Raw genomic sequence first — 24228 nt, 5'->3', positions numbered from 1 at the left:
GTGCTGGGTGTGTGTGTGCGGTGGCGTAGGGGGTTATTCGCCGTCGATCACGTCGGGGTCCAGGCCCAGGTAGTTGGCCACCTGTTCGACCAGTACGTCGTGCACCAGGTCGGCCAGGTCCGCGCCGTCCTTCGCTCGGGCTTCGAGGGGGCGGCGGTAGAGGACGATTCTCGCCCTACGGTCTGTTCCCGCTGGTAGGAGGCGGGCCAGGGGGACGTTGCCGTCTTCTACGATGTCCCCGTCCTCGGCCGCCGCCTGCACGTCCGGCACGTCGTCCACGGCTACGTCGAGCTGCGTCAGCTCCGTGCGCCACCGGGCTTCGATGGGCTCCAGGGCTTCCAGCACCAGCGCGTCGAACCGCTCCGCCCGGCTCCGCGCCGCCGGCAGGGTCGCCGGGTAGAGCGGGCCGCGCAGTCCTCGGCCGTGACGGTCGCGGTTGCGTCGGCGCGGGTTGCCCTGTCGTCGCGAACCTCTGGCCATCACCACGGGGTAGAGGGTAGTTGGCGGGGGCGACAGGCTGTCGGCGACCTGCGCAGTTGCCGAACTCGACCGCCGCGCCGGAGGTAATCCAACACACCTCAGCCGCGACGCGATATCGTCCCCGCCGTGCGGAGCGTGAGACGGTGCTCGCGAACCGGGTGCGCTAACCCGGCAGTCGCCACGCTCACGTACGCCTATGCGGACTCCACGGCGGTCGTCGGGCCCCTGGCCACCTACTCCGAACCGCACAGCTACGACCTGTGCGAGGAGCACGCCCTGCGGCTCACCGCGCCGCGCGGCTGGGAGGTCGTCCGCTACCAGGGCGAGTTCCGGGCCCCCGAACCCACCGTGGACGACCTGACGGCGCTGGCCGAGGCCGTGCGGGAGGCGGGCCGGGCCGACCGGCCGGTGGACCCGCCGGATGTGCCCGCGGGCACGGTCAGGCGTGGTCACCTGCGGGTTCTGCCAGATCCGAACGACGACTGAACGTACCGAGCACGGCTCGTGAGCGAGCGCCGGTAGGCTTTCGACGCCCACGTCAAGAGCCAAACCGGGAGTGTGGCTGTGCGCGATCTGTCCGGCATCGTCAAGGCTTACGACATCCGCGGTGTCGTCGGGGAACAGCTTGACGCGGAGGTCGTCCGCGAGTTCGGCGCGGCGTTCGCGCGGCTGGTCGGCGGCCCCGCCGTGGTCATCGGCCACGACATGCGCGAGTCCTCGCCCGGTCTCGCCGCCGCGTTCGCCGAGGGCGTCACGCGCCAGGGCGTCGACGTGGTCAACATCGGCCTGGCCAGCACCGACATGCTCTACTTCGCCTCCGGCAAGCTCGACCTGCCGGGCGCGATGTTCACCGCCTCGCACAACCCGGCGCAGTACAACGGCATCAAGCTCTGCCGCGCCGGTGCCGCGCCCGTGGGGCAGGACACCGGGCTGGGGCAGATCCGCGCCGATGTGGAGCAGGGTGTGGCGGATGCGGACGCGGTCGCCCTCGGGTCTGTCTCCGAGCGCGACATGCTCACCGAGTACGCCGCCTACCTGCGGGAACTGGTCGACCTGTCGGGCTCGCGGCCGTTGAAGATCGTGGTGGACGCGGGTAACGGCATGGGCGGGCACACGGTGCCGTCGGTGTTCGACGGGCTGCCCATCGAGGTCATCCCGATGTACTTCGAGCTGGACGGCAGCTTCCCGAACCACGAGGCCAACCCGCTGGACCCGAAGAACATCGTCGACCTCCAGGCGCGGGTGCGCACGGAGGGGGCGGACGCCGGTGTCGCGTTCGACGGCGACGCGGACCGCTGCTTCGTGGTGGACGAGCGCGGCGAGCCGGTCTCGCCCTCCGCCATCACCGCCCTGGTCGCCGTGCGCGAGCTGGCCAAGGACCCCGGCGGCACGATCATCCACAACCTGATCACCTCGCACGGCGTGCCGGAGATCGTCCGCGAGCACGGCGGCAACCCGGTCCGGACCCGGGTGGGCCACTCGTTCATCAAGGAGGAGATGGCCCGGACCGGCGCCATCTTCGGCGGCGAGCACTCCGCGCACTACTACTTCCGCGACTTCTGGCGGGCCGACACGGGCATGTTGGCCGCGCTGCACGTGCTGGCCGCGCTGGGCGAGCAGGACGGTCCGCTGTCCGCGCTCACCGCCGACTACTCGCGCTACGCCGCGTCCGGCGAGATCAACTCGACGGTGGCCGACCAGGCGGGCAGGCTGGCGGCCATCAAGGCGGAGTTCGGCGGGCGCGAGGGTGTCACGCTGGACGAGCTGGACGGTCTCACCGTCGGGCTGCCCGACGGCTCGTGGTTCAACCTGCGGGCCTCCAACACCGAGCCGCTGCTGCGGCTGAACGTCGAAGCCGCCGACGCGGCCTCGGTCGCGGCGCTGCGCGACGAGGTCCTGGCGATCGTGAGGGGATGAACACCGTGGTCGTCCGACTCGACGCCAAGTTGCTGGAGATCCTGGCCTGTCCGTGCCCCGAGCACGCGCCGCTGACACCGGGCACCGCCGAGGACCCGCAGGCCGACTTCCTGACCTGCACCGCGTGCGGACGGTCGTTCCCGGTCCGGGAGGGCATCCCGGTGCTCCTGCTGGACGAGGCTGTCGCGCCGACGGCGGGGTGAGCTCCGGTGCTCGACGACAGCCTCTTGGACGACCAGTCCCGCCTCCTGGACGCCGACACCGGCGGCCTGCTGCGGGCCGCCGCACGGGCCGGCGCGCAGGTCCGGGCCACCGCCGAGGCGGCCGAGGACCTCGGTCTGCGGCGGGTCCTGCAGGACCGGCCCCGGGCGCTGGTGCTGGTCACCCGGCCCGGTGTGGGCGAGTCGGTGGCGAAGCTGGTGACCGCCCTGCTCGGGCCGCGGTGCCCGGTGCCGGTGGTGGTGGCCGACGACGTGCCGAGCTGGGTGGGCGCGCTGGACGTGGTCCTCGCGCACACCGAGGACCCCGGTGACGTGCTGCTCGCCGAAGCGGTGGACCGGGTGGCCCGGCGGGGCGCGCGGGTGCTGCTGACCGCCGAGGCCGAGGGTCCGGTGGCCGCGTCGGCCGCGCAGCACGCGCTGCTCATCCCGCCGCGCGTGCCGGTGCCGCAGGGCTTCGGCTTCGCGCGGGGGTTCGCCGCGTGGCTGCTGGCGCTCAACGCGCTGCGCCTGCTCGACGTGGACGTCCAGCTCATCGCCGACGAGCTGGACCGGGAGGCCGAGCGCGACCACCCGATGCACGAGTCGTTCGTGAACCCGGCGAAGTCGCTGGCGCTGCGGGTCGCCGACCGGACCCCGCTGCTGTGGGGTCTGGACGACCCGGCCACGGCGGTCGCCGGGCACGGCGCGGGCGTGCTGGCCTGTTACGCGGGGCTGGTCAGCGACGTCGCCGGCTACCCGCAGGCGCTGACCAAGTCGGTGCTGCACCGCCGGGCCGTGCGGGGCACCTCCGGCGCGGACATCTTCGCCGACCCCGACGACGAGCAGGACGGGCTGGTGCGCGTGCTGCTGCTGGCCGTGCGGCAGGGCCGGCGGGCGGAGTTCGCGCGGCGGTCCGCGATGGAGACCTTGCCGGGAGCCGACGTGCTCGAACCGGCCGAGGAAGTGACCGGCGGCGACGCGGTGTGTGCCGCGCTGCTCGCGCTGCGGTTCGAACTGGCGGCGCTGTACCTGGGCCTGGCGGCGGGAACGCTGGGCGGTCCGGGGCTCTACGCGCCGGCCGTGTGAGGGGAATCTGGCTGTGGAACTGCTGCACAACGCGGTGCGGGCGTACGCGTGGGGATCGCGCACGGCCATCGCCGAGCTCCTCGGGAGGGAGGTGCCGGCCCCCCACCCCGAGGCGGAGCTGTGGATGGGCGCCCACCCGGGCGACCCGTCCCGGGTGCTCCGCCCGGACGGCGAACGCTCGTTGCTGGACCTGCTCGTCGAGGACCCGGTCGGCCAGCTCGGGGCGCGGGGCGCCGACCGCTGGGGCAGCAGGCTCCCGTTCCTGCTCAAGGTGCTGGCGGCGGACGAGCCGCTGAGCCTTCAGGCGCACCCGTCGGCCGAGCAGGCCGCGCGGGGGTTCGCCGCCGAGGAGGCGGCGGGCCTGCCGATGGACTCGTCGGTGCGCAACTACAAGGACCCGTCGGCCAAGCCGGAGCTGGTCTGCGCGCTGACCGAGTTCCACGCGCTGGCCGGGTTCCGCGCGCCGGACCGGACCGTGGCGCTGCTGCGGTCGCTGGAGGCCCCGGACTTCGCCCCGTACACCGAGCTGCTGGCCGCCCAGCCGGACGAGAGCGGGCTGCGGGCCCTGTTCACCACCCTGATCACGCTCCCGCAGACCGCGCTGGACGCCCTGCTGCCGCAGGTCCTGGACGCGTGCGTGCTGCACGTGAAGGCCCACGGCGACTTCGACCTGGAGTGCCGCACGGTCCTGGAGCTGGGCGAGGCGTACCCGGGTGACGCGGGCGTGCTGGCCGCGCTGCTGCTCAACCGGCTGGTCCTGCGGCCCGGCGAGGCGATCTACCTGCCGGCCGGCAACCTGCACGCCTACCTGCACGGCACCGGCGTGGAGATCCTGGCGAACTCGGACAACGTGCTGCGCTGCGGCCTGACCCCCAAGCACGTGGACGTGCCCGAGCTGATGCGGGTGCTGGACTTCGCGTGCGGCGACATGCCGGTGCAGACCGGCGAGCGGACCGCGCCCGGCCTGTGGACCTACCGCACGCCGAGCCCCGAGTTCGAGCTGTCCCGGCTGGAGCTGGACGCGGGCGCGCAGCTGCGGGTCGACCACTCCGGACCGCAGATCCTGCTGGTCGCGCAGGGGCGCGCGCGGCTGGCGAACTCCTCCGGCGCGACGCTGCTGGTGGAGCGCGGCCACTCGGTGTGGCTGCCGGCGTCGGACCCGGCGGTGGTGGTCACAGCGGACGAGCCGACGCGCCTTTTCCGCGCGACGGCGGGCACCGATTAGGGTCAGCCCACTAGGGTCATCCGCGGCAACCGGATCACTCCGACAAATCGGACTTTGGATGAGGGAGCAACCGTGTCAGCTGGGGGCGGTACGAAGGCCATCATCGCCGCGCTGGTGGCCAACGCCGGGATCGCGGTGGCCAAGTTCGTCGGCTTCCTGGTGACGGGGTCGTCGTCGATGCTGGCCGAGGCGGTGCACTCGGTCGCGGACACCTCCAACCAGGGCCTGCTGCTGCTCGGCCAGAAGACGTCCCGGCGCAAGGCCACCCTGAATCACCCGTTCGGGTTCGGCCGGGACCGGTACTTCTACTCGTTCGTCGTGGCGCTGCTGCTGTTCAGCCTGGGGTCGGTGTTCGCGCTCTACGAGGGCATCCACAAGCTGGAGTCGCACGAGGAGCTGTCCTCCCCGCTGGTCGCGGTGGTCATCCTGGTGGTCGCGATCGGCCTGGAGACCTACAGCTTCAAGACCGCGATCACCGAGTCGAAGCTGATCAAGGGCGACGCGACCTGGTGGCAGTTCATCCGCCAGTCGAAGGTGCCCGAGCTGCCGGTGGTGCTGCTGGAGGACGCGGGCGCGTTGTTCGGCCTGGTGCTGGCGCTGATGGGCGTCGGCCTGTCGACGGTGACCGGCGACCCGGTGTGGGACGCCATCGGCACCATCTGCATCGGCGTGCTGCTCGGCGTCATCGCGATCATCCTGATCATCGAGATGAAGTCGCTGCTGATCGGCGAGGGCGCGTCGCCCGTCGAGCTGGACACGATCGTGGACGAGCTGGCGGCGGGCAAGGTGCAGCGGGTGATCCACATCCGCACCCAGTACATCGGCCCGGACGAGCTGCTGGTGGCCGCGAAGATCGCCCTCAACCCGGGCCTGGCGGCGGCGGAGGTCGCGCAGGCGATCGACGACGCGGAGCAACGCGTCCGCAACAAGGTCCCGGCCGCCCGCCTGATCTACCTGGAGCCCGACCTCGACCGCACGGCCCCCAAGGCGTAGGCGAGAGGGTGACGAGTCGGTGCAAGCCGACTCGTCACCCTTGTCCGCTACGGCACCTCGTCGGGCTTCACCAGCGGGGTGGCGGTCGCTCCGTTCCGCTTGCCCAGCAGGGAGTTCCGCCGGCTGTAGGCGAAGTACACGACCACGCCCAGCGCCATCCACGCCAGGAACCGGACCCAGGTCAGCGCGGTCAGGTTGAGCATCAGCCAGACGCACGAGATGATCGCCAGGATCGGGACCAGCGGCACCAGCGGCACCCGGAAGCCGCGTTCCAGGTCCGGCCGGGTCTTGCGGAGCACCAGGACGCCCGCCGACACCAGCACGAACGCGAACAGCGTGCCGACGTTGACCATCTCCTCCAGCTTGCCCGCCGGGAAGAAGCCCGCCGCGATGGCGACCAGCACGCCGATGCCGAGGGTGATCCGGACCGGCGTGCCGCGGCTGCCGGTCTTGGCCAGGCCGCGCGGCAGCAGGCCGTCGCGCGACATCGCGAACAGCACCCGCGACTGGCCCAGCATCAGCACCATCACGACCGTGGTCAGGCCGGCCAGCGCGCCGACCGAGATGACCGTGGCCGCCCAGTCGACGCCGTTCTCCGCGAACGCCGTGGCCAGCGTGGCGCGGCTGCCGTCCGGCTGGGTCTTCAACCGGTCGTAGGGCAGCATGCCGGTGATCACCAGCGACACCGCGACGTAGAGCACCGTCACGATCGCGAGCGAGCCCAGGATGCCGCGCGGCACGGCCTTCTGCGGGTTGCGGGTCTCCTCGGCGGTGGTCGCGACCACGTCGAAGCCGATGAACGCGAAGAACACCAGCGACGCCGCGGCGAGCAGGCCGAGCACGCCGTAGGTGCTCCCCGAGAACCCGGTGACCAGCGAGAACAACGACTGCTCCAGGCCGCTGCCCGCGGTGCCGCCGGTCTCGGCCGGCGGGATGTAGGGGCTGTAGTTCGCCGCCTTGATGTACCCGATGCCGAGCACGATCACCAGCAGCACCACGGCCACCTTCACGGCCGTGATCACCGCGCTGACCCGCGACGACAGCTTGGTGCCGACGGCCAGCAGCACGGTCAGCGCGAACACCAGCAGCAGCGAGCCCCAGTCGACCTCCAGGCCGCCGATCACGACCGTGGTCTTCAGGTCGAGGCCCATCTGCCCCAGCACGGTCTGCAGGTACAGCGACCAGCCCTTCGCGACGGCCGCCGCGCCGACCGCGAACTCCAGGACCAGGTCCCAGCCGATGATCCACGCCATGAACTCGCCGAAGGTGGCGTAGGAGAACGTGTACGCGCTGCCCGCGACGGGCACCGTGGACGCGAACTCGGCGTAGCACAGGGCGGCCAGCGCGCAGGCGATCGCGGCCAGCACGAACGCGAGGGACACCGACGGTCCGGCGAGGTTGCCGGCGGTGGACGCGGTCAGCGTGAAGATGCCGGCCCCGATCACCACCGCGACGCCGAACACGGTCAGGTCCCACGCGGTCAGGTCTTTGCGTAGCTTGGTGCCCGGCTCGTCGGTGTCGGCGATCGACTGCTCGATCGACTTCGTGCGCCAAAGCCCGTTCCCCGGCACGGTGCTTCTCCTCCTCGTCGAGGGTTGTACGGCTGTTCAGCCTAGAGGCCCGGCGGGAAACCGGTCGGCGAGCCCGAGCGGGCCGCACTTCTCCAACCAGGCGAACAGGCACGTCCGGCGGTCCATTGGACCACCGGTGCGCGGTGCGCGGATCACCTTCGCGTGCACGGGCTCGGGTAGTTTGCACGGTCATGACGGTGCTGTGCCTGGACGTGGGCTCGACCTGGACGAAGGGCGCGTTGGTGTCCTCGTCCGGCGACCTGCTCGGCACGGCGCAGCGGCCGACGTCGCCGCCCGAGGTGCTCGACGGCGTGACGGCGGTGACCGGGGCGCTGGGCGGTGCGGACGAGGTGCTGGCCTGCTCGTCGGCCGGCGGTGGTCTGCGGCTCGCGGTGGTCGGGCAGGAACGCCTGGTCAGCGCCGAGGCCGGGTACCGGGTGGCGTTGTCGGCGGGCGCGAAGGTGGTGCACGTGTCGGCGGGTCCGCTGGACGGCGCGGGCGTGCGCGCGCTGCGCGCGGCGGCACCGGACCTGGTCCTGCTGGTCGGCGGCACGGACGGCGGCGACCGCACGGTCCTGCTGCACAACGCGGCGAAACTGGCCCGCGTGGCGTGCCCCATCGTGCTGGCGGGCAACGTCGAGGCCCGGTCGGCGGCGCTGGACCTGCTGGCCGCGCGCACGGTCGTGGCGACGGACAACGTCCTGCCCGACGTCGGCGAACTCGCGCCGGGCCCGGCGCGGCGGGCGATCCGCGAGGTGTTCCTGCGGCACGTGATCGGCGGCAAGGGCTTGTCGCGGGGCACGGCGTTCCGCGACCTGGTCCAGGCGGTCACGCCGGACGCCGTCCTCAGGGGAGTGTCCAGATTGGCCGCCCAGGACCGTGAAGGCGCGGTGTTGGTGGTCGATGTCGGCGGTGCGACAACGGATGTGTACTCGGCGGTGTCCACGGTGGACGAAGGCGTCGAGCGCACGGTCGCGCTACCGCCGGACCGCCGCACGGTGGAAGGCGACCTCGGGATGCGGTGGTCCGCACCGGGAATCGTCGCGGAGGCCGTGGCGGAGAAGCTGGTCGACAAGGCGGAAGCCGTTGCGCTGCACCAGGAAGCCGCGCACCGGGCGGCGAACGTGACGTGGCTGTCCGACGACCCGACCGTCGACCTGCGCCTGGCCGCCCTCGCCGCGGTCCTCGCCACCCGCCGCCACCTCCGCCTGGTCGACGGCCGCCTGGGCCCGCAGGGCGCGGGCCGCCTGGTGCTGTCCGGCGGCGTGTTCCGCCACGCGCCGGACGTGGCGGAGGTCGAACGCACCCTCCGCGCCGACCCCTTCCTCCGCCCGGTCTTGAAGTCCGCCACCATCACCGTGGACCACGACTACGTCCTGGCCCCGGCGGGCCTGCTCACCGACACCGGCCGCACCGAAGCCGCCGACCGCCTGCTCTCCGCCCACCTGGGCTGACCGCCGAGACCCGCGAACGCCCACAGCCTCCCGAGGTCGGGCACCAGGAGGTCCCGCCGGTAGTGGCTGACCACGACGCCGGCCTTGCGCAGGTCGCTGAACGCCTTCTCGGCGGTGCGGGGCTTCATCCCGGCGATGGAGGCCAGCTCGACCTTGGTCAGCGGAATTCCGAGGGTCCAGCCGCCGCGCTCCTCTCGTCCGTAGGAGCCGACGAGTTCGGCCAGGACGCGGGCGACGCGTTCGGCGGCGGTGTGGGACAGGAAGTCGCGCCGACGCCGCTGCTGCGGGATCACCGACCCTGCTCTCCCTTATCGAGCCGGTCCGCCCTTAGGCACCAGCTTCGTCGGGAACAACGTGGCGGCGGCGGTGCTCGGTGGGTTGGCTGCCGCCGGGGCCGCCGTGGCGTTCTTCCACTCGCACGTCGGCCACGACCGGGAGGACGGCTAGAGCGCCTCGGGTTCCGGTGTGCGGAGCGGGGCCTGGCGGGCGGTGGGCAGGACCGGGCGGGACAGCGGTGCGGCCACGTCTTCGAGGCCGGCCGCGATGGCGACCGCGCGGTCCCATTCCGGGTCCGACGTGTAGTCCTTGTGCCGGTTCACGCCCGGTGCCCAGCGCCGGCCCGGGAACGGGCCGCGTTGGGGGTCGGGCAGCCAGTGGTCGCCGCCGAGCACGAGTGCGCCCGTCGGTCCGCGCAGCGCCGGTGGCAGGGCGCCGGTCGTGCCGTCGGGCAGGAAGCCGACGCCCAGGAGCATGCCGTCGAACACCTGGCGGCCCCACGTCGTCACCGCGCCGCCCAGCGGGTCCGTGCCGCGGCAGAGCGCACGCCACCGGCCGTCCAGTCCGCCGGCCAGCCGGGCCAGCGACTCGTGCGGCACCACCGCCGGGAACGCCCTCGGGTACGCCCACTGCAACTGCGAGCCCGCCGTCACCAGGCCGACCCGCGCCGCGTCGGACGCCGGCAGTTCCTCCAACAGCCGCGCCGCCGCGACCGCCGCGAGCAGGCTTCCCTGGGAGTGCCCGGCGATCACCACCCGCACCCCCGGGTCCGCCAGGTGCTCGCGCACCCGCGACACCAGTTCCGGCACGACCTTGAGTGCGTAGCAGGGCGGCACCACGGGGTGCGCCTCGCGCGGCCAGAACGCCGCCAGGTCCGCCAGGATCCCCAACTGCCGCGCGGTGTCCGGCCGCCGCGCCGCCAGCCACACGGCCCGCAGCAGCGCCAGCGCCAACACCGCCAGCACCACCACGCCGAGCGCGGCGAACGGCCGGGACCAGGCCGGCGGCTCGACCTCGCGCAGCCGCAGCACGGCCGCCGGCACCGCGCCCGCCACCAGCACGCACGCCCCGATCAGCACCACGTGGTGGCTGTGCCGCTGCTGCCAGCGCGCCCACCACCACGCCCGCGCCGCCCGCTTCACGTCCCGCGCCCGCCCGGCGTGCAGCAGCGACGCCTCGCGCGCCCACTCCTTGCCGCGGCGCAGCGAACTCCACCGCACCGCGCCGGTCGTCGCCACCACCGCGATCCCGGCCGCGAACGCCAACACGCCGGCCACGCCCCACAGCAGCGCGATGTAGTCGTACCCGCGCGGCAGCACGCCGTGCCCCAGCACGCGCCGCAGCGTCAACCCCACCCCGGCCCCGAAGCCGCCGCCGAGCAGCGCCGCGATCGCCAGCACGGGCGCGGCCATCCAGCCGCCCGCCCACGGCCGCAGGTCGCGCGGCAGGTCCTTCCACGTCTTGCGGGCCAGCAGCGCCGCCGGCACCAGCAGCAGCGCGAGCAGCGCGCACACCAGCGCCACCGCCGCCGCCACGAGCTGCACGGCCAGGTCCGCGCCGGGCATCCGCACCGGCAGCCGGGTCAGCAGGGCCGCCGACCCGAGGAAAACCGCCCACGCCACGGCCAGCAGCACCCGCCGGGGCCGCCGCGCCAGGACCGCCCGCAGCCACCGCCCGCCCCGGTGCGGCGCGCCGCCGGTCGGGTCGTCCAGCAGCATCGCGGCCAGCGCGGAGAACGCCAGCAGCGCGACGCCGGCCACCCACGCCGCGGTCAGCGCGACGCCGTGCCACCCCGGTGCGACCAGCGGCCCCAGCGGTCCGCCGAGCCCGATCACCACCGCCGCGCCGAGCCCCGCGACCAGGTGCAGCACCCGCAGCGCGGGCACGTCCGGGTCGGTCGCCACGTGCGCGCCGGGCAGCCCGGACGCCCCGATCGCCGACGCGGGCACGTCCTTGCGCTCGATCCGCCAGTCGACCGCCGACACCCGGTGCAGCACCACGAGCAGCAGCGCGACCGGCGCGAGCCCGATCACCGTCCGCGCCCACGGCACGTCCGACACCCACGACGGACCCCACAGGCACGTCGAGCCGGGCGCGAGGCACTGCGCCGCGACCAGGTCGAGGCTGATCACCGCGAGCTGGGCGACCAGCAGCACGGTCAGCAGCAGTGCCGCCAACCGGAGCAGCGACCGCAGCGCGACGCCGAGCAGGTGCGCGGCCGTCGAGCCGGTCGGCACCGGCGGCAGCATCCAGTGCGCCACGTTCGCCAGCGAGAACGGGAACAGCAGCGCCCAGGTCGCCTTGGCCCAGCCGCCGGAGGTCATGCCGCCCCACACGTAGCCCTCGACCACGCGGGAGACCGGCCGGCCACCCGCCTGGAGCATCGGTCCCGGCGCGGGTCTCCGAAGCCGATCGGCCGGACGCACCACGCGCCCCAGCCCGTCCCCGGCCACGTCCACCGCCGCCACCGCGTCCACCAGGGACTGCGGGGTCGTGCCCTGGACACCGTGCACCCGCAGCTCGACCACCCGTGTGTCGGGGCCGGGAATCAGCACAGAACCTCCAGCGAACCTCGCGTCAGCCAGGCCATAGTGGTGCATGAAGACCCCAGTCGCAGGCGACCCCGGTTCCGGGCGTGGCGGGCGGTAGGGTCGGACGAACCCCGAACTTGGAGGAACCCGCGATGACCGCCGAGAGGCTCCAGAACCGCAACGGCATCGATTTCGCCGTCGCCGACCTCTCCCTGGCTGAGTTCGGCCGCAAGGAGATCCGCCTGGCCGAGCACGAGATGCCCGGCCTGATGGCGCTGCGGCGCGAGTACTCCGAGGTCTACCCCTTGAAGGGGGCGCGAGTCTCCGGCTCGCTGCACATGACGGTGCAGACCGCCGTGCTGATCGAGACGCTCGTCTCGCTCGGCGCCGAAGTCCGCTGGGCCTCGTGCAACATCTTCTCCACCCAGGACCACGCCGCGGCCGCGGTCGTCGTCGGCCCCCACGGCACTCCCGAGGAGCCCCAGGGCGTCCCGGTGTTCGCCTGGAAGGGCGAGACGCTGGAGGAGTACTGGTGGACCGCCGAGTCCATGCTGACCTGGCCCGACGGCGGCGGCCCGAACATGATCCTGGACGACGGCGGTGACGCGACGCTGCTCGTGCACAAGGGCGCCGAGTACGAGAAGGCCGGCGTCGTGCCGCCCGCGGACGAGAACGACTCCGAGGAGTGGCAGCTCGTCCTGGAGACGCTGCGCAAGTCGCTGGCGGCGGACAACGGCAAGTGGACCAAGATCGCCGAGGGCATCCGCGGCGTGACCGAGGAGACCACGACCGGCGTCATGCGGCTCTACCAGCTGGCGGCGGCGGGCAACCTGCTGTTCCCGGCGATCAACGTCAACGACGCGGTCACCAAGTCGAAGTTCGACAACCGGTACGGCATCCGGCACTCGCTGATCGACGGCATCAACCGCGGCACCGACGTGCTGATGGGCGGCAAGGTCGCGGTCATCTGCGGTTACGGCGACGTCGGCAAGGGCGCGGCGGAGTCGCTGCGCGGCCAGGGCGCGCGGATCATCGTGACCGAGATCGACCCGATCTGCGCCCTCCAGGCGGCCATGGACGGCTACGACGTCCAGGTGCTGGAGGACGTGCTGGGCCGGGCCGACATCATCATCACGACGACCGGCAACAAGGACGTCGTGCGCATCGAGCACATGGCCGCGATGAAGCACCAGGCGATCGTGGGCAACATCGGCCACTTCGACAACGAGATCGACATGGCCGGCCTCCAGCGCTACCCCGGCATCCGGCGGATCAACATCAAGCCGCAGGTCGACGAGTGGGTGTTCCCGGACGGCAAGTCGATCCTGGTGCTGTCCGAGGGCCGCCTGCTCAACCTGGGCAACGCGACCGGCCACCCGAGCTTCGTGATGTCGAACTCGTTCTCCAACCAGGTGATCGCGCAGGTCGAGCTGTTCACCAAGTACCAGGAGTACGACAAGGAGGTGTACCGCCTGCCGAAGAAGCTGGACGAGAAGGTCGCGCGGATCCACCTCGACGCGCTGGGCGGCAAGCTCACCAAGCTCTCCAAGGACCAGGCCGAGTACATCGACGTGGACGTCGAAGGCCCGTACAAGCCGGAGCACTACCGCTACTGACGCTTTTCCCGAACGGGCCGGTGCGGCGACGCACCGGCCCGTTCCGCTGTCCGCCCCCTGATTCGTAACACCGCAATCGATCGCCGCGATCTTCTGTGCACACCGCGTGGCACAAAGGGGGCAGGGCGTGGCGTTGTTCGGGAACAGGGAGAACGCGGAGGCGGCGGCGCTCCACCAGCAACTGGTGGCGGCGCACGGCACCATCGCCGAACTGCGCGGCTGGGTGGGGCAGCTCAGGGGCGCGGGCACCCCGGCGCTGGAGGCCGAGCTGCGCGACTTGCGGGCCGCCGTCGAGAAGTCGAAGGCGACGTACGAGGCCCTCGGGGCGTCACGGCGGCAGCTGACCGCCGAGCTCGCGGCGGTGCAGTCCGGCCTGGTCGAGACGCGTGAGCTGGCGTTGCTCCAGGAGGTCGGCGTCTACGAGTACGCGCACCCGCTGGACGACGTGCTCGCGTACAAGGACGCGCTGGCCGAGCTGAAGCAGCGGATCAAGGCCGCCGCCAAGGCCGACGCCGTCACCAGCCAGGTGAACTGGGCGGTGAACGGCTCGGTGAAGGAGGGGCAGCGGCTCGGCCGGGACATGGCCAAGCTGATGCTGCGCGCCTACAACGCCGAAGCCGACAACGCGGTGCGCTCGGTGAAGCCGCACACCCGCGAGTCGGTGAAGACCAGGCTCACCACCACCCGGACCACGATCGGCAAGCTCGGCACGGCGATGGGCATCGCCATCTCCGCCGACTACCACCGGCTCCGGCTGGCCGAGATCGACCTGACCGCCGACCACCTGGTCAAGGCCGAGCACGAGCGCGAGCAGGCCCGTGAGGAGCGCGCCCGGCTGCGCGAGGAGGCCAAGGTGGTGCGCGAGATCGAACGGGAGCGGGCGCGGCTGGCCAAGGAGCGGGCGCACTACGCGACCGTGGTCGCGAAGCTGACCGCGAACGGCGACCTGGAGGGGCTGGGCCGGGCGCAGGCCGAGCTCGACAAGGTCGACCGGGCGATCGAGGGCGTCGAGCAGCAGGCCGCGAACGTCCGGGCCGGGTACGTGTACGTCATCTCGAACATCGGCGCGTTCGGCCCCGACGTGGTCAAGATCGGTATGACCCGCCGGCTGGAGCCGATGGACCGCGTGCGCGAACTCGGGGACGCGTCGGTGCCGTTCCGGTTCGACACGCACGCCCTGTTCTTCTCCAAGGACGCCGTCGCGCTGGAGACCGCGCTCCACCAGCGGTTGGCGCACAAGCGGGTGAACCTGGTCAACGCGCGCCGGGAGTTCTTCTACGCCTCGCCCGCCGAGGTGAAAGACCTGCTCGTCGGCCTGGGCGAGGACCACGTCCTGGAGTTCACCGAGGCCGTCGAGGCCGTCGAGTGGCGCGCGTCGGAGTCGGGTCGGCGCGGTCAGGCGTCGGCGGTCGCGGCCCTGGCGGCGGACGGTGACGGCGACCTGTCCGACGACGGGGAGGAGTGAGGCGATGACCCAGTCGCCCGTGCGGCCGCCCGCGTGGCTGCCCGATCCGCTCGACGACTCGCTGGTCCGCTACTGGGACGGCGGGCGGTGGACGTTCCACACCGCCGTGCGCCGGGTGGCGGTGGCCGAGCCGGTGGCCGCTGCGCCGCCGGAACCGGCCGTGCTGGCGTTGCGGCCCGACATCGCGGCGGCGCTGGACCGCGTGCGGGGTGCGCTGACGGGGTCGATGAAGGAGGTGCACCTCCTGGCCGGCCACCTGCGCCCGGAGGAGCGGGTGCTCGCGCTGACCGCCGCCCAGGGGGAGGGCTTCGGGGTGCTCGCCTGCACCGACCGCCGGCTGTTGTTCCTGTTCGTCGGGGTGCTGCGCCGGCAGTTCGTGGAGGTCGACTGGAACCAGGCGAAGGGCGTCTTCTACGACCGGGCCTCGAAGGCGTTCACGGTCTACACGACCAAGCCGACGAAGCGGGCGGTGCCGGCCATGTCGGTGCGCGTGGGGCGGGTCGAGGACGCCCAGGCCGTCGCGCACGCCGCGCAGGCGGCGTCGGCCGCGCCGCGCCTCGACATCGTCTGAGGTGGCCGGCCGGTCGGTCGCCCGAGGGTCAGTTCCACTCCACGCCGATGCCGGCCATGCCCGGTCCGACGTCGGTGAAGTAGGCGCTGACCACGCCGCCCAGGCCGCACACCAGCTCCTCCACGTCCACCGGTGTCGCGCCGGTGTCCACCCGGAACTGCTTGGTGCACCGGGCGGGCAGGGTTCGCCGGTTGCAGGCCAGTTGCAGCAGGTAGCCGCGGCACGGTTCGCGGAACGTGCGGTGGTGGCCGGGGGTCGGGCCGCCGGTGTCGTCCACCACGGTGAAGCTGAAGACGTGCTCCTCGCCCTCGGAGAGCCGCCGGTCGAAGAGCAGCTCGAACGCCAGCCCCCGGGACGCGCTCTGCCGCCGCAGCCGCCCCTGCCGGCACCCCTCCGCGGGTCTTACCAGGGCGTTGTCGATCACTGACCCCTCGTCGCCCTGGTGCACGGCCAGGTATCGGTCCGGTCCGGTGCGCAGCGCCCGCACGACCAGCCGCGTGGTGATCGAGCGCTGCTCCCGCTGCACCCCGATGAGCACGGTGTCGTGCACGGACAGCACTTCGAGGTCGGCGTTGGCCCGCGCGCTCTCCGGCACGGCTTCGAACTCGGCCAGCAGCGGCACCGTCTGCACCCACGCGTTGGCCAGCTCGGTGAACGCCGGCCGGGGCAGCCGGGGCTGCGGGCGGTTGCCGACCAGCGTGACCAGCGAGTCCACCGGCAGCCGCAGCACGGTCTCCAGCGCCCGCACGGTCGCGATCGCCCGGGGCACTTCGGGATGGCGCAGTCCGCGCTGCCAGTAGCTCAGGGTCGACTGGCCGACCTGCACGCCCTGCTGCTCCAGGTGCGCCCGCAGCCGGGCCAGGGACAGCCCGCGGTGGGCGATGGCGTCGTGCAGGGCGCGGTGGAACGGGCCGTAGCGCAGCGTCTCGGCCAGGGCGCTGGGCAAGCCAGGGGGGTGGCCCACCGGCTGGTCAACCGGCCCGGAATCCGCGGTCACCGCGGCACCACCCTTTCGTGCGCGCCCGAATTGGGTTCACCGTAGTCACTCGATCTGGTGAGAGAAAGATCTCCAGTCACCCGACTGGGCGAAGTCATGCCGCCGATCGAGGTTTTTGATCGCCCCCTAGGGTGGTGGCGTGGGAAAACTCGTCGTGATCGAGGGATTGGACGGCGCGGGCAAGCGGACCCTCGCCAAGGCGCTCACCGACGCGCTCGCGGTGCAGGGGCGCAAAGTCGCCACCGGGGCGTTCCCCCGGTACGACGACGACATCCACGCCGAACTCGTCCGGGACGCGCTGCACGGCCGGCTCGGCGACCTGACGGACTCCGTGCACGGCATGTCCGTCCTGTACGCGCTGGACCGCCGGGGTGCCGCCGACCGGATTCGCGCGGACCTCCTCGACTACGACGTCGTCCTCCTCGACCGGTACATCGCCTCCAACGCCGCGTACGGCGCTGCACGCCTGCGCCAGCACGCGGACGGCGAGTTCGTCGACTGGCTGCGCGCGCTGGAGGTGGACCGCTTCGGGTTGCCGATCCCGGACTTGCAGTTGCTGCTGCGCGTGCCGAGCGCCGTCGCGCAGAGTCGCGCCGCCCACCGGGAGACGTCCGAACAGCGCGAACGTGACGTCTACGAGTCCGACGACGACCTTCAGAGCCGCTGCGGCGCCGTGTACGACGAACTGGCCGCCGCGCACTGGCTGTCGCCGTGGGAGGTCCTCGACGGCACGGTCGACCTGCGGATGGATGGTCTGCTAGACCGGTATTTCACCCGTTAGTCTCACGGAGTAACGAAACGTGACCGCCCCGCCGATGAGTCGCTGAAGAATCCCGTGCGGTGAGTGCGAGGTGGGCGCGTGGAACGGCGACCGAGACCGATGACCGAGCGGACCCGTGCGGCGACCAGCGGCGATGAGTACTGGGCGGTGCGTGGGGGTCCGACCACTAGTGGGACGATGGTGGGTATGAAGGCACGCGTGCTCGTGGTGGACGACGACCCCGCTCTGGCGGAGATGCTGACCATCGTGCTGCGGGGCGAGGGGTTCGATACCGCGGTGGTGGCCGATGGCGCCCGCGCGCTGCCCGCGCTCCGCGAGTTGAAACCGGACCTGGTGCTGCTCGACCTCATGCTCCCGGGCATGAACGGCATCGACGTGTGCAAGGCGATCCGCTCCGAGTCGGGCGTCCCGATCGTCATGCTCACCGCGAAGAGCGACACCGTGGACGTCGTGCTCGGCCTGGAGTCCGGCGCGGACGACTACGTGGTCAAGCCGTTCAAGCCGAAGGAGCTGGTGGCGCGGATCCGCGCGCGCCTGCGGCGCACCGAGGCCGAGCCCGCCGAGGTGCTCCAGATCGGCGACCTGACCATCGACGTGCCCGGCCACGAGGTGCTGCGCGAGGGCAAGCCGATCCAGCTCACCCCGCTGGAGTTCGACCTGCTGGTGGCACTGGCCCGCAAGCCGCGCCAGGTGTTCACCCGCGAGGTCCTGCTCGAACAGGTGTGGGGCTACCGGCACGCGGCGGACACCCGGCTGGTGAACGTCCACGTGCAGCGCCTGCGCTCGAAGGTGGAGCGCGACCCCGAGCACCCCGAGGTGGTGCTGACCGTCCGCGGCGTCGGGTACAAGGCGGGCCCTCCGTGATCGGTGTCCGATGAGCGTGCTTGATCCCGCGGTCCGCGAGCTGCGACGCGGGGTCGAGCGCGCCCGGCGGCACGCCGCCGCGTTCGGCGACCTGTGGCGGCGTTCGTTGCAGCTGCGGGTCGTGGTCAGCACGCTCGCGCTGTCCTCCGCGGTGGTGTTCGTGCTGGGCATGGTGCTGCAGGTGCAGATCACCGGCCAGCTGCTGGACACCAAGACCCAGGCGGCGATCCGGCAGACCGAGGCGTCGGCGGCGGCCGTGCAGCCCGACCTGTCGGGCCTCAACCCGGGCCCGGACAGCGTGAAGTCGCGGTTCACCGCCGCCCTGAACAAGATCAACGCGGCGGGCTCCGGCCTCGACGCGACCTCGTCCGGCGCGGGCGCGTTCGAGCCCGTGCTGTCCGACCCGGTCGGCGTCGGCTCGGACGGCCTGCCCACGGCGGTCGGCCCGTGGCAGGACGTGCCCGCGAGCCTGACCAAGATGCTCGAACGCGGCAGCGCCGGCTGGCAGATCACCACCGTCGAGCGCAGCACCGGCCGCACCACGCTGCTCGTGGTCGGCAAGCCGGTGAACAGCTCCGCCCGCGCCATGCACCTCTACCTGCTGTTCCCGCTGACCGGCGAGCAGTCCACGGCCGAGGTCGTGCAGTCGACGCTGGTCGTCGGCGGCCTGGTGCTGCTGTTGCTGCTCGCGGTGATCGCGAACCTGGTGACCCGGCAGGTCGTGCGCCCGGTGCGGCAGGCCGCCGAGATCGCGGAGCGGTTCGCGGACGGCAGCCTGGACGAGCGGATGCCCGTGGTGGGCGAGGACGACGTGGCGCGGCTGGCCGAGTCGTACAACGAGATGGCCGCGAGCATCCAGCGCCAGATCCACCAGCTGGAGGAGTTCGGCCAGCTCCAGCGCCGGTTCACCTCCGACGTCTCGCACGAGCTGCGCACCCCGCTGACCACCGTGCGGATGGCCGCGGACGTGCTGCACGCGTCCCGCGAGCAGTTCCCCGGCGGCCTGGCCCGCTCCACCGAGCTGCTGGTCGACGAGCTGGACCGGTTCGAGTCGCTGCTGGGCGACCTGCTGGAGATCAGCCGGCTGGACGCGGGCGTCGAGGAGCTGGCCGCCGACCTGGTCGACATCCGGGTGCTCGCGCGGCGCGCGCACGACTCGGTGCGGGCCATCGCGAACAGCAGCGGCACCACGATCGTGATGGACCTGCCGGACCACGAGGTGACCGCCGAGCTGGACTCCCGGCGGGTCGAGCGCATCCTGCGCAACCTGCTCGCCAACGCCATCGACCACGGCGAGGGCCTGCCCGTCGAGCTGACCCTCCGCAGTGACGACCACGCGGTGGCCGTCACCGTGCGCGACCGCGGCGTGGGTCTGCGGCCCGGCGAGGCGGACCTGGTGTTCAACCGGTTCTGGCGGGCCGACCCGTCGCGCAACCGGCGCACCGGCGGCACCGGCCTGGGCCTGTCGATCAGCCTGGAGGACGCGCGGCTGCACGGCGGGTGGCTGGAGGCGTGGGGCGAGCGCGGGTACGGCGCGGTGTTCCGGCTGACCGTGCCCTGCCGGCACGGCCACGAGCTGACCGGCAGCCCGCTGCCGCTGGAACCGCCGGACCTGCCCGCCGTGGTGGCCGGGCAGGAGCCGGCGGAGGAGCCGACCGGTGAGGTCGAGCTGACCGAGGAGGAGATCACCTGGCAGCCCGCGCAGCCCGTGACGGGCGATCGCGAGGAGGTCCGGTGACCGCCGGGCGGGGTGCGACGAGAGCGGGGGAGGCCCGGTGAAGCGGCTGGTAGCGGTGGTGGCGTGCCTGGCGGCCCTGACGGGGTGCGCCGCCATCCCCACGCAGACGACGCCCATCGCGGTGAACCCGTCGGCCGGCAGCGCCACCGAGGCCGCCGCCCCGAAGCCCACCAAGGGCATCGACCCGCTGAGCCTGGTCCGCGAGTTCGTCAACGCCTCGGCGAACCCCGACGCCGACTACGCGGCGGCCAAGGCCTACCTGACCGAGGACGCCCGGAAGAACTGGGACACCAAGGTCACCCCGACCGTCATCGACACGACGTTCAACACCGTCCCCACCGGCGGCGGCGACCTGCCCGCGGACGCCAAGCACCGCACGGTGATGCTCCAGGGCAAGAACATCGGCTCGCTGGAGGTCGACAGCTCGTTCGTGCAGCGCGTCGGCGACCTCACGGCCCCGGTCGGCATCGAGGCCGACAAGGACGGCGAGTGGCGCATCTCCGACCCGCCGGACGGCATCTACGTGCCCCTGGTCGGCTTCCAGGCCAACTACCGGCGGGTCACCCTCTACTTCTACAACCCGGACTTCGGCGTCCTGGTGCCCGACCCGCGCTACGTCGTGGTCCCGCCGTCGACGTCCATCCCGCGCCGTGTGACCGAACTGCTGCTCAAGGGCCCCGCTGTGGGCCTGCGTGGCGCGTTGGCGACCGCGGTGCCCAACGGCGCGGCGCAGCGCAAGGACACCCACGAGGCGGACGACGGCGCGCTGGAAGTCGACCTGACCAAGGTCGGCGACCTCACCGCGCAGCTGCGCAAGCAGATCGTGGCCCAGGTGGTGAAGTCGCTGGCGGGCGTGACCAGCAGCCGGATCCGGATCCTGGTGGAGGGCGCGCCGATCTCGACCGACCAGATCGAGTGGCGGCCCGCCGACGTGCAGTCCGGCGAGGCCCTGATCACCCCCGACGCCGACCTCAGCGGCCTGGTGGCGACCGGCGGCCTGGTCCGCCGGCTGGCCAACGGCGAACCCGTCCGGGGCCCCGCCGGGACCGGCGAGTACCAGGTGGTCAGCGCCGCGCAGTCGCTCGACGGCACGGAACTGGCCGTGGTCAGCCGGGTCGACCCGAAGACCGTGCGGCTGCGGGTGGGCAACCTGGAGGAGGCGCTGGCCGCCGTGGACCTGCCCGCCTCGACGCTGACCCGGCCGACGTGGCTGCTCAGCGGCCGGCCGGGCGACCCCAGCCCGGAGGTGTGGACGGTCGCGGACGGCGCGAACGTGGTGCGGGTCAACAAGACCGACGCCGGGTGGACCGCGAACGCGGTGAACGCCTCCGAGCTGAGCCTGTTCGGCGGGATCACCGAGCTGCGGCTCTCGCGCGACGGCACGCGGGTCGCGGCCGTGGTCGGCGGGCGGCTCGTGGTGGCAGCGGTGGTGCGCGGGTCGGACTCGTCGGTCTCGCTGCGGCTGCCGCGCAACCTCCAGCCGACCGTCCTGGGCACGGCGACCATCGCGGTCGACTGGCTGGCGCAGGACGTGCTGGTGGCGAGCACGTCGCTGGCGTCCTGGCCGATCGCCAAGGTGAACATCGACGGGCTCAAGATCGAGCGCTACAACACCTCGAACCTGACCGTGCCGGTGAGCTCGGTGACCGCCGCGCCGGGCCGCAACGTGGTGGCCGTCGACCAGAGCGGGCTGTGGAGCGCGGGCGACGTCGGCGACGTGTGGCGGGCGAGCACCGCGGTGAAGGTCGAAACGGGCGCCCAGGCTTTCTATCCCGGCTGATTTCTGAGAGCCTGCCCCAGGGGGCTCTCAGTTCGGGATTCGCGCGCCCGAAAATTGTCGTACCCGGCCGGCACTCTCGATCACGTGCTGATCAACCTGCTGTTCCCGCCCCGTTGCGCCGGCTGTGGAGTCGAGGGTGCGCGCTGCTGCGCGCGGTGCCTCGCCGCGTTCGGCCCGCCCCGCCGGGTGCCCGTGCCGGGCAAAGGCCCACCGGTGTTCGCACTGGCCGATTACCGGGGTCCGGGTCGCGAACTCGTGCTCGCCCTCAAAGAGCGCGGCCGGCGTGACCTCGCGCCGGTGTTGGGCGCGCTCGTCGCGGCGGCCGTGCCGAAACTGCCGGGCTGTCCGGCGGGCTGCCGGAATTGGTGGCTGGTGCCCGCGCCGTCACGCCGCGCAGCCGTCCGCCGGCGCGGTGGTTCCCACTTGGTGGGAGTAGCGCGGTGCGCCGGCCTGCCGCTGGCCCGCGCGCTGGCCTTCGCGCCCGGCGTGGCCGACTCGGTGGGGCTCGACGCGGCGGCCCGGCGGGCCAACCTGGCGGGCCGCGTGCGGCTGGTCCGAGGGGGTCTCCCGCCGCCCGGAGCGGGCGTCGTGGTGCTGGACGACGTGGTCACGACGGGTGCGACGGCAGCCGCGTGCGTCTCGGCGTTGAAGATCGGCGGGTTCCGGGTACCGGCCGTCCTGACGCTGACGTCGACTCGCGGATCCCACCCACACGGGTGATTCTGATGGGGAACCCCGCGGGCCGTTCGTCCGTTGGCCGGATATGAGGTGCTTGCGGAGGCTGTTCGGCGCAGCCACCCAGCCGACGACTGTCGGCAGGTGGCTGGGTCGAACGGGTGAGTCTCCGTTCGCGCCCCAGTTCGCCGCGCCCGCCTGGCGCACTGCCGGTGCCCGTTTTTCGTCGCTGAGCGTCACGTCCGGAAAATCATGGAGTTCCCCCGCCCCGGGGGCTGTCGCAGCGGCGAATACCGGGCTAACGTGCACCGCTATCAGCGTTCCCGGCACGCGGGGAGGAGGCGAACAGCCCATGACCCTGGCGCCGGTGGAGCCCTGAGGACAACCCTCAGCGACAACTCGCGAAGGCGATCGCGGGACCGGTGCCGCAACGATCCGAAGCCATAGCTCGCAGCAACGCGAGGGAGGTCGTGTATGGACATCGTCGTTAAGGGCCGCAACGTCGAGGTGCCCGATCACTACCGGGTGCACGTCGTGGAGAAGTTGGCCAGGCTCGAGCGATACGACCGCAAGGTCATCCGCTTCGACGTGGAGCTTTTCCACGAGCCGAACCGCCGCCAGTCGAAGAACTGCCAGCGGGTCGAGATCACGGGCAAGGGACGTGGCCCGGTGATCCGGTCCGAGGCGTGTGCGGGCGACTTCTACGCCGCACTGGACTCGGCGGTCAGCAAGTTGGAGAACCGGCTGCGCCGCTCGCACGATCGCCGGCGGGTGCACCACGGGCGACGGGGCCCGACGTCGGTCGCCGAGGCGACCAGCGGACTCGCGGCACCACCCGTCCTCTCCGAGCAGGACGGACAGGCGCAGGGTTTGTGGCTCGGGCACACCGCAGTGCTCGAAGCCGCCCCGGACGCCGAACCGGCCTACGGGGGCATGGCGGAAGTGCCCGCGCAGCAACGGTGGGACGAGGACGCCGACGCCAACCTGCCCGGCCAGATCGTGCGCGAGAAAGAGCACACCGCCAAGCCGATGACCGTGGACCAGGCCCTCTACGAGATGGAGCTGGTCGGCCACGACTTCTACCTGTTCTCCGACGCGGACTGCGGTCGTCCGAGCGTCGTCTACCGCCGAAAGGGTTTCGACTACGGCGTGATCAGGCTGGCCTGAGGGAAGCCGGCCCCACCCCCAGACGTTCGCGGCTCCCCGGCGTCCTCTGCACGCCGGGGGCCGTGACCCGGATCCGCACCGCCGAGGTGCGGATCCGCGCCGACTCGGCAGGCAGCGCGCCCGGCTCACCACCGGACCGGCCCCACCACCGCGCCTGACCGACCGACGCCCCCCACCCAGGCACCCGTCCCGGGCACTCGACCCGGGCACCCGACCGACCACGGGCAACCCGACACCGGCTCGCCCGACCGCGCCCGGCCACCCGCACCGCGCAACACCGGCGGTACGCCGAACCAAGCCGCGCCCGGCCCGAGTCCGCGCAAGCGCCCACCGGCCTTCGACCTCCACCGCCGGCCCCACACCCGTGGCGACCACCGGCGTCCCGGACCGCATGCCCGCCGCCGGCGTCCACGACCCCCGTGCCCGCCGGCCGGCGTTGCCCCTTCCCACGACAAACCCGCCGCCGACGCGCCGGCACCGGTCAACTGGTAAGCGCGCCCTGCTCCCAGTCGTCCGAGCTTCGGCACCGACCTGCCCGCCCGGTGGTCCGAGCCGCACCGGCACCCACCGCACGCGCACGTGGTCGAACCCAGGATCAGCCCGGCCACCACCCCGTCCAGCGGTCGTGGCGACGCCCCCTGCCATCGAACACACCCATTTTCACCTGCGGCGATGGTGCCAACCGGAGGTAGGTGCCGGGCACTGCGGAGTCCACCTCCGGAGGGTCCGCAGGCCGGTCCGCGACCCGACGACGACCCGGCGGCGAACGCGGCGACGTGCGCGGAACCCAGGGCGACCCCGCCCGCCGCCGGGCGGGGTCGGCGGGGTCGTCACTCGGCGT

The 24228-nt window shown here is 72.7% G+C and carries 21 protein-coding genes; 16 read left to right on the top strand and 5 right to left on the bottom strand.

The window, feature by feature from the left end; genetic code table 11:
- Window positions 1–33 precede the first annotated feature (33 nt).
- Window positions 34–480, bottom strand: a complete 447-nt coding sequence (locus BN6_RS36810) for a metallopeptidase family protein (RefSeq protein WP_015104952.1) — start codon at window positions 478–480, stop codon at window positions 34–36.
- A 126-nt stretch (window positions 481–606) separates the two neighbouring features.
- Between BN6_RS36810 and BN6_RS36805 the strand changes: the two genes are divergently transcribed.
- From BN6_RS36805 to BN6_RS36780, 6 genes are all read left to right on the top strand, one after another.
- On the top strand, window positions 607–966 hold the full coding sequence (locus BN6_RS36805) for a DUF3499 domain-containing protein (protein ID WP_015104951.1): 360 nt from the start codon (window positions 607–609) through the stop codon (window positions 964–966).
- 78 nt (window positions 967–1044) lie between these two features.
- A complete protein-coding gene (locus BN6_RS36800; RefSeq protein ID WP_015104950.1) occupies window positions 1045–2397 on the top strand; it encodes a phosphomannomutase/phosphoglucomutase in 1353 nt (450 codons plus the stop codon).
- Window positions 2398–2402: 5 nt separating this feature from the next.
- Window positions 2403–2600 (top strand): Trm112 family protein, encoded by a 198-nt coding sequence (locus tag BN6_RS36795; RefSeq protein WP_041319311.1) that lies wholly within the window; start codon window positions 2403–2405, stop codon window positions 2598–2600.
- A gap of 6 nt (window positions 2601–2606) precedes the next feature.
- On the top strand, window positions 2607–3683 hold the full coding sequence (locus tag BN6_RS36790; RefSeq protein WP_015104948.1) for a phosphoheptose isomerase family protein: 1077 nt from the start codon (window positions 2607–2609) through the stop codon (window positions 3681–3683).
- 13 nt (window positions 3684–3696) lie between these two features.
- Complete coding sequence (gene manA, locus BN6_RS36785) at window positions 3697–4908, top strand: mannose-6-phosphate isomerase, class I (protein ID WP_015104947.1); 1212 nt, start codon at window positions 3697–3699, stop codon at window positions 4906–4908.
- 72 nt (window positions 4909–4980) lie between these two features.
- Window positions 4981–5901 carry a cation diffusion facilitator family transporter gene (locus tag BN6_RS36780; RefSeq protein WP_015104946.1) on the top strand — a complete coding sequence of 307 codons (921 nt, stop codon included), beginning with the start codon at window positions 4981–4983 and terminating at the stop codon, window positions 5899–5901.
- Window positions 5902–5948: 47 nt separating this feature from the next.
- Here the strand turns inward: BN6_RS36780 and BN6_RS36775 are convergent, their stop codons facing one another.
- The gene (locus BN6_RS36775; protein ID WP_015104945.1) at window positions 5949–7472 is read right to left on the bottom strand and encodes an amino acid permease; all 1524 of its coding nucleotides are present in this window, start codon (window positions 7470–7472) and stop codon (window positions 5949–5951) included.
- A gap of 191 nt (window positions 7473–7663) precedes the next feature.
- Between BN6_RS36775 and BN6_RS36770 the strand changes: the two genes are divergently transcribed.
- Window positions 7664–8926, top strand: a complete 1263-nt coding sequence (locus tag BN6_RS36770) for a glutamate mutase L (protein ID WP_041315409.1) — start codon at window positions 7664–7666, stop codon at window positions 8924–8926.
- On the opposite strand, the gene BN6_RS36765 is transcribed toward BN6_RS36770, so the two are convergent.
- Together BN6_RS36765 and BN6_RS36760 are read right to left on the bottom strand one after the other, a co-directional pair.
- On the bottom strand, window positions 8842–9219 hold the full coding sequence (locus tag BN6_RS36765; protein ID WP_015104943.1) for a helix-turn-helix domain-containing protein: 378 nt from the start codon (window positions 9217–9219) through the stop codon (window positions 8842–8844). The genes BN6_RS36770 and BN6_RS36765 overlap by 85 nt on opposite strands.
- Before the next feature lie 150 nt (window positions 9220–9369).
- A complete protein-coding gene (locus BN6_RS36760) occupies window positions 9370–11757 on the bottom strand; it encodes a hypothetical protein (RefSeq protein ID WP_041315407.1) in 2388 nt (795 codons plus the stop codon).
- 128 nt (window positions 11758–11885) lie between these two features.
- On the opposite strand from BN6_RS36760, the gene ahcY reads away from it, so the two are divergent.
- The 3 genes from ahcY to BN6_RS36745 all read left to right on the top strand — a co-directional run bounded on the left by ahcY (window position 11886) and on the right by BN6_RS36745 (window position 15385).
- A complete protein-coding gene (ahcY, locus tag BN6_RS36755) occupies window positions 11886–13349 on the top strand; it encodes an adenosylhomocysteinase (protein ID WP_015104941.1) in 1464 nt (487 codons plus the stop codon).
- Between the two features lie 127 nt (window positions 13350–13476).
- Complete coding sequence (locus BN6_RS36750; RefSeq protein ID WP_015104940.1) at window positions 13477–14814, top strand: DUF4041 domain-containing protein; 1338 nt, start codon at window positions 13477–13479, stop codon at window positions 14812–14814.
- 4 nt (window positions 14815–14818) lie between these two features.
- Window positions 14819–15385, top strand: a complete 567-nt coding sequence (locus BN6_RS36745; protein WP_015104939.1) for a DUF2510 domain-containing protein — start codon at window positions 14819–14821, stop codon at window positions 15383–15385.
- A gap of 28 nt (window positions 15386–15413) precedes the next feature.
- On the opposite strand, the gene BN6_RS36740 is transcribed toward BN6_RS36745, so the two are convergent.
- A complete protein-coding gene (locus BN6_RS36740; protein ID WP_148303156.1) occupies window positions 15414–16331 on the bottom strand; it encodes a hypothetical protein in 918 nt (305 codons plus the stop codon).
- A gap of 190 nt (window positions 16332–16521) precedes the next feature.
- Between BN6_RS36740 and BN6_RS36735 the strand changes: the two genes are divergently transcribed.
- From BN6_RS36735 to hpf, 6 genes are all read left to right on the top strand, one after another.
- Window positions 16522–17163, top strand: coding sequence for a dTMP kinase (locus tag BN6_RS36735; protein WP_015104937.1), 642 nt, complete (start codon window positions 16522–16524; stop codon window positions 17161–17163).
- A gap of 186 nt (window positions 17164–17349) precedes the next feature.
- Window positions 17350–18027 (top strand): MtrAB system response regulator MtrA, encoded by a 678-nt coding sequence (mtrA, locus tag BN6_RS36730; protein ID WP_015104936.1) that lies wholly within the window; start codon window positions 17350–17352, stop codon window positions 18025–18027.
- A 10-nt stretch (window positions 18028–18037) separates the two neighbouring features.
- The gene (gene mtrB, locus BN6_RS36725) at window positions 18038–19765 is read left to right on the top strand and encodes an MtrAB system histidine kinase MtrB (RefSeq protein WP_015104935.1); all 1728 of its coding nucleotides are present in this window, start codon (window positions 18038–18040) and stop codon (window positions 19763–19765) included.
- 37 nt (window positions 19766–19802) lie between these two features.
- Window positions 19803–21545, top strand: coding sequence for an LpqB family beta-propeller domain-containing protein (locus BN6_RS36720; protein ID WP_015104934.1), 1743 nt, complete (start codon window positions 19803–19805; stop codon window positions 21543–21545).
- An 84-nt stretch (window positions 21546–21629) separates the two neighbouring features.
- Window positions 21630–22265: a ComF family protein gene (locus tag BN6_RS36715; protein WP_015104933.1), complete on the top strand. Its 636-nt coding sequence runs from the start codon at window positions 21630–21632 to the stop codon at window positions 22263–22265.
- 429 nt (window positions 22266–22694) lie between these two features.
- Window positions 22695–23387, top strand: coding sequence for a ribosome hibernation-promoting factor, HPF/YfiA family (hpf, locus tag BN6_RS36710; RefSeq protein ID WP_015104932.1), 693 nt, complete (start codon window positions 22695–22697; stop codon window positions 23385–23387).
- Window positions 23388–24228 lie beyond the last annotated feature (841 nt).

It is taken from the genome of Saccharothrix espanaensis DSM 44229 (assembly GCF_000328705.1).
Lineage (GTDB): Bacteria > Actinomycetota > Actinomycetes > Mycobacteriales > Pseudonocardiaceae > Actinosynnema > Actinosynnema espanaense.
Note: the sequence above shows the minus strand (reverse complement) of the source record. Positions and strands in the feature narration are given on the sequence as shown.

Bases quoted from the DNA above. Each gene is read 5' to 3' on its own strand.
- BN6_RS36810 (WP_015104952.1), bottom strand. From the start codon at position 480: ATGGCCAGAGGTTCGCGACGACAGGGCAACCCGCGCCGACGCAACCGC.
- BN6_RS36770 (WP_041315409.1), top strand. From the start codon at position 7,664: ATGACGGTGCTGTGCCTGGACGTGGGCTCGACCTGGACGAAGGGCGCG.
- ahcY (WP_015104941.1), top strand. From the start codon at position 11,886: ATGACCGCCGAGAGGCTCCAGAACCGCAACGGCATCGATTTCGCCGTC.
- BN6_RS36745 (WP_015104939.1), top strand. From the start codon at position 14,819: ATGACCCAGTCGCCCGTGCGGCCGCCCGCGTGGCTGCCCGATCCGCTC.
- mtrA (WP_015104936.1), top strand. From the start codon at position 17,350: ATGAAGGCACGCGTGCTCGTGGTGGACGACGACCCCGCTCTGGCGGAG.
- mtrB (WP_015104935.1), top strand. From the start codon at position 18,038: ATGAGCGTGCTTGATCCCGCGGTCCGCGAGCTGCGACGCGGGGTCGAG.
- hpf (WP_015104932.1), top strand. From the start codon at position 22,695: ATGGACATCGTCGTTAAGGGCCGCAACGTCGAGGTGCCCGATCACTAC.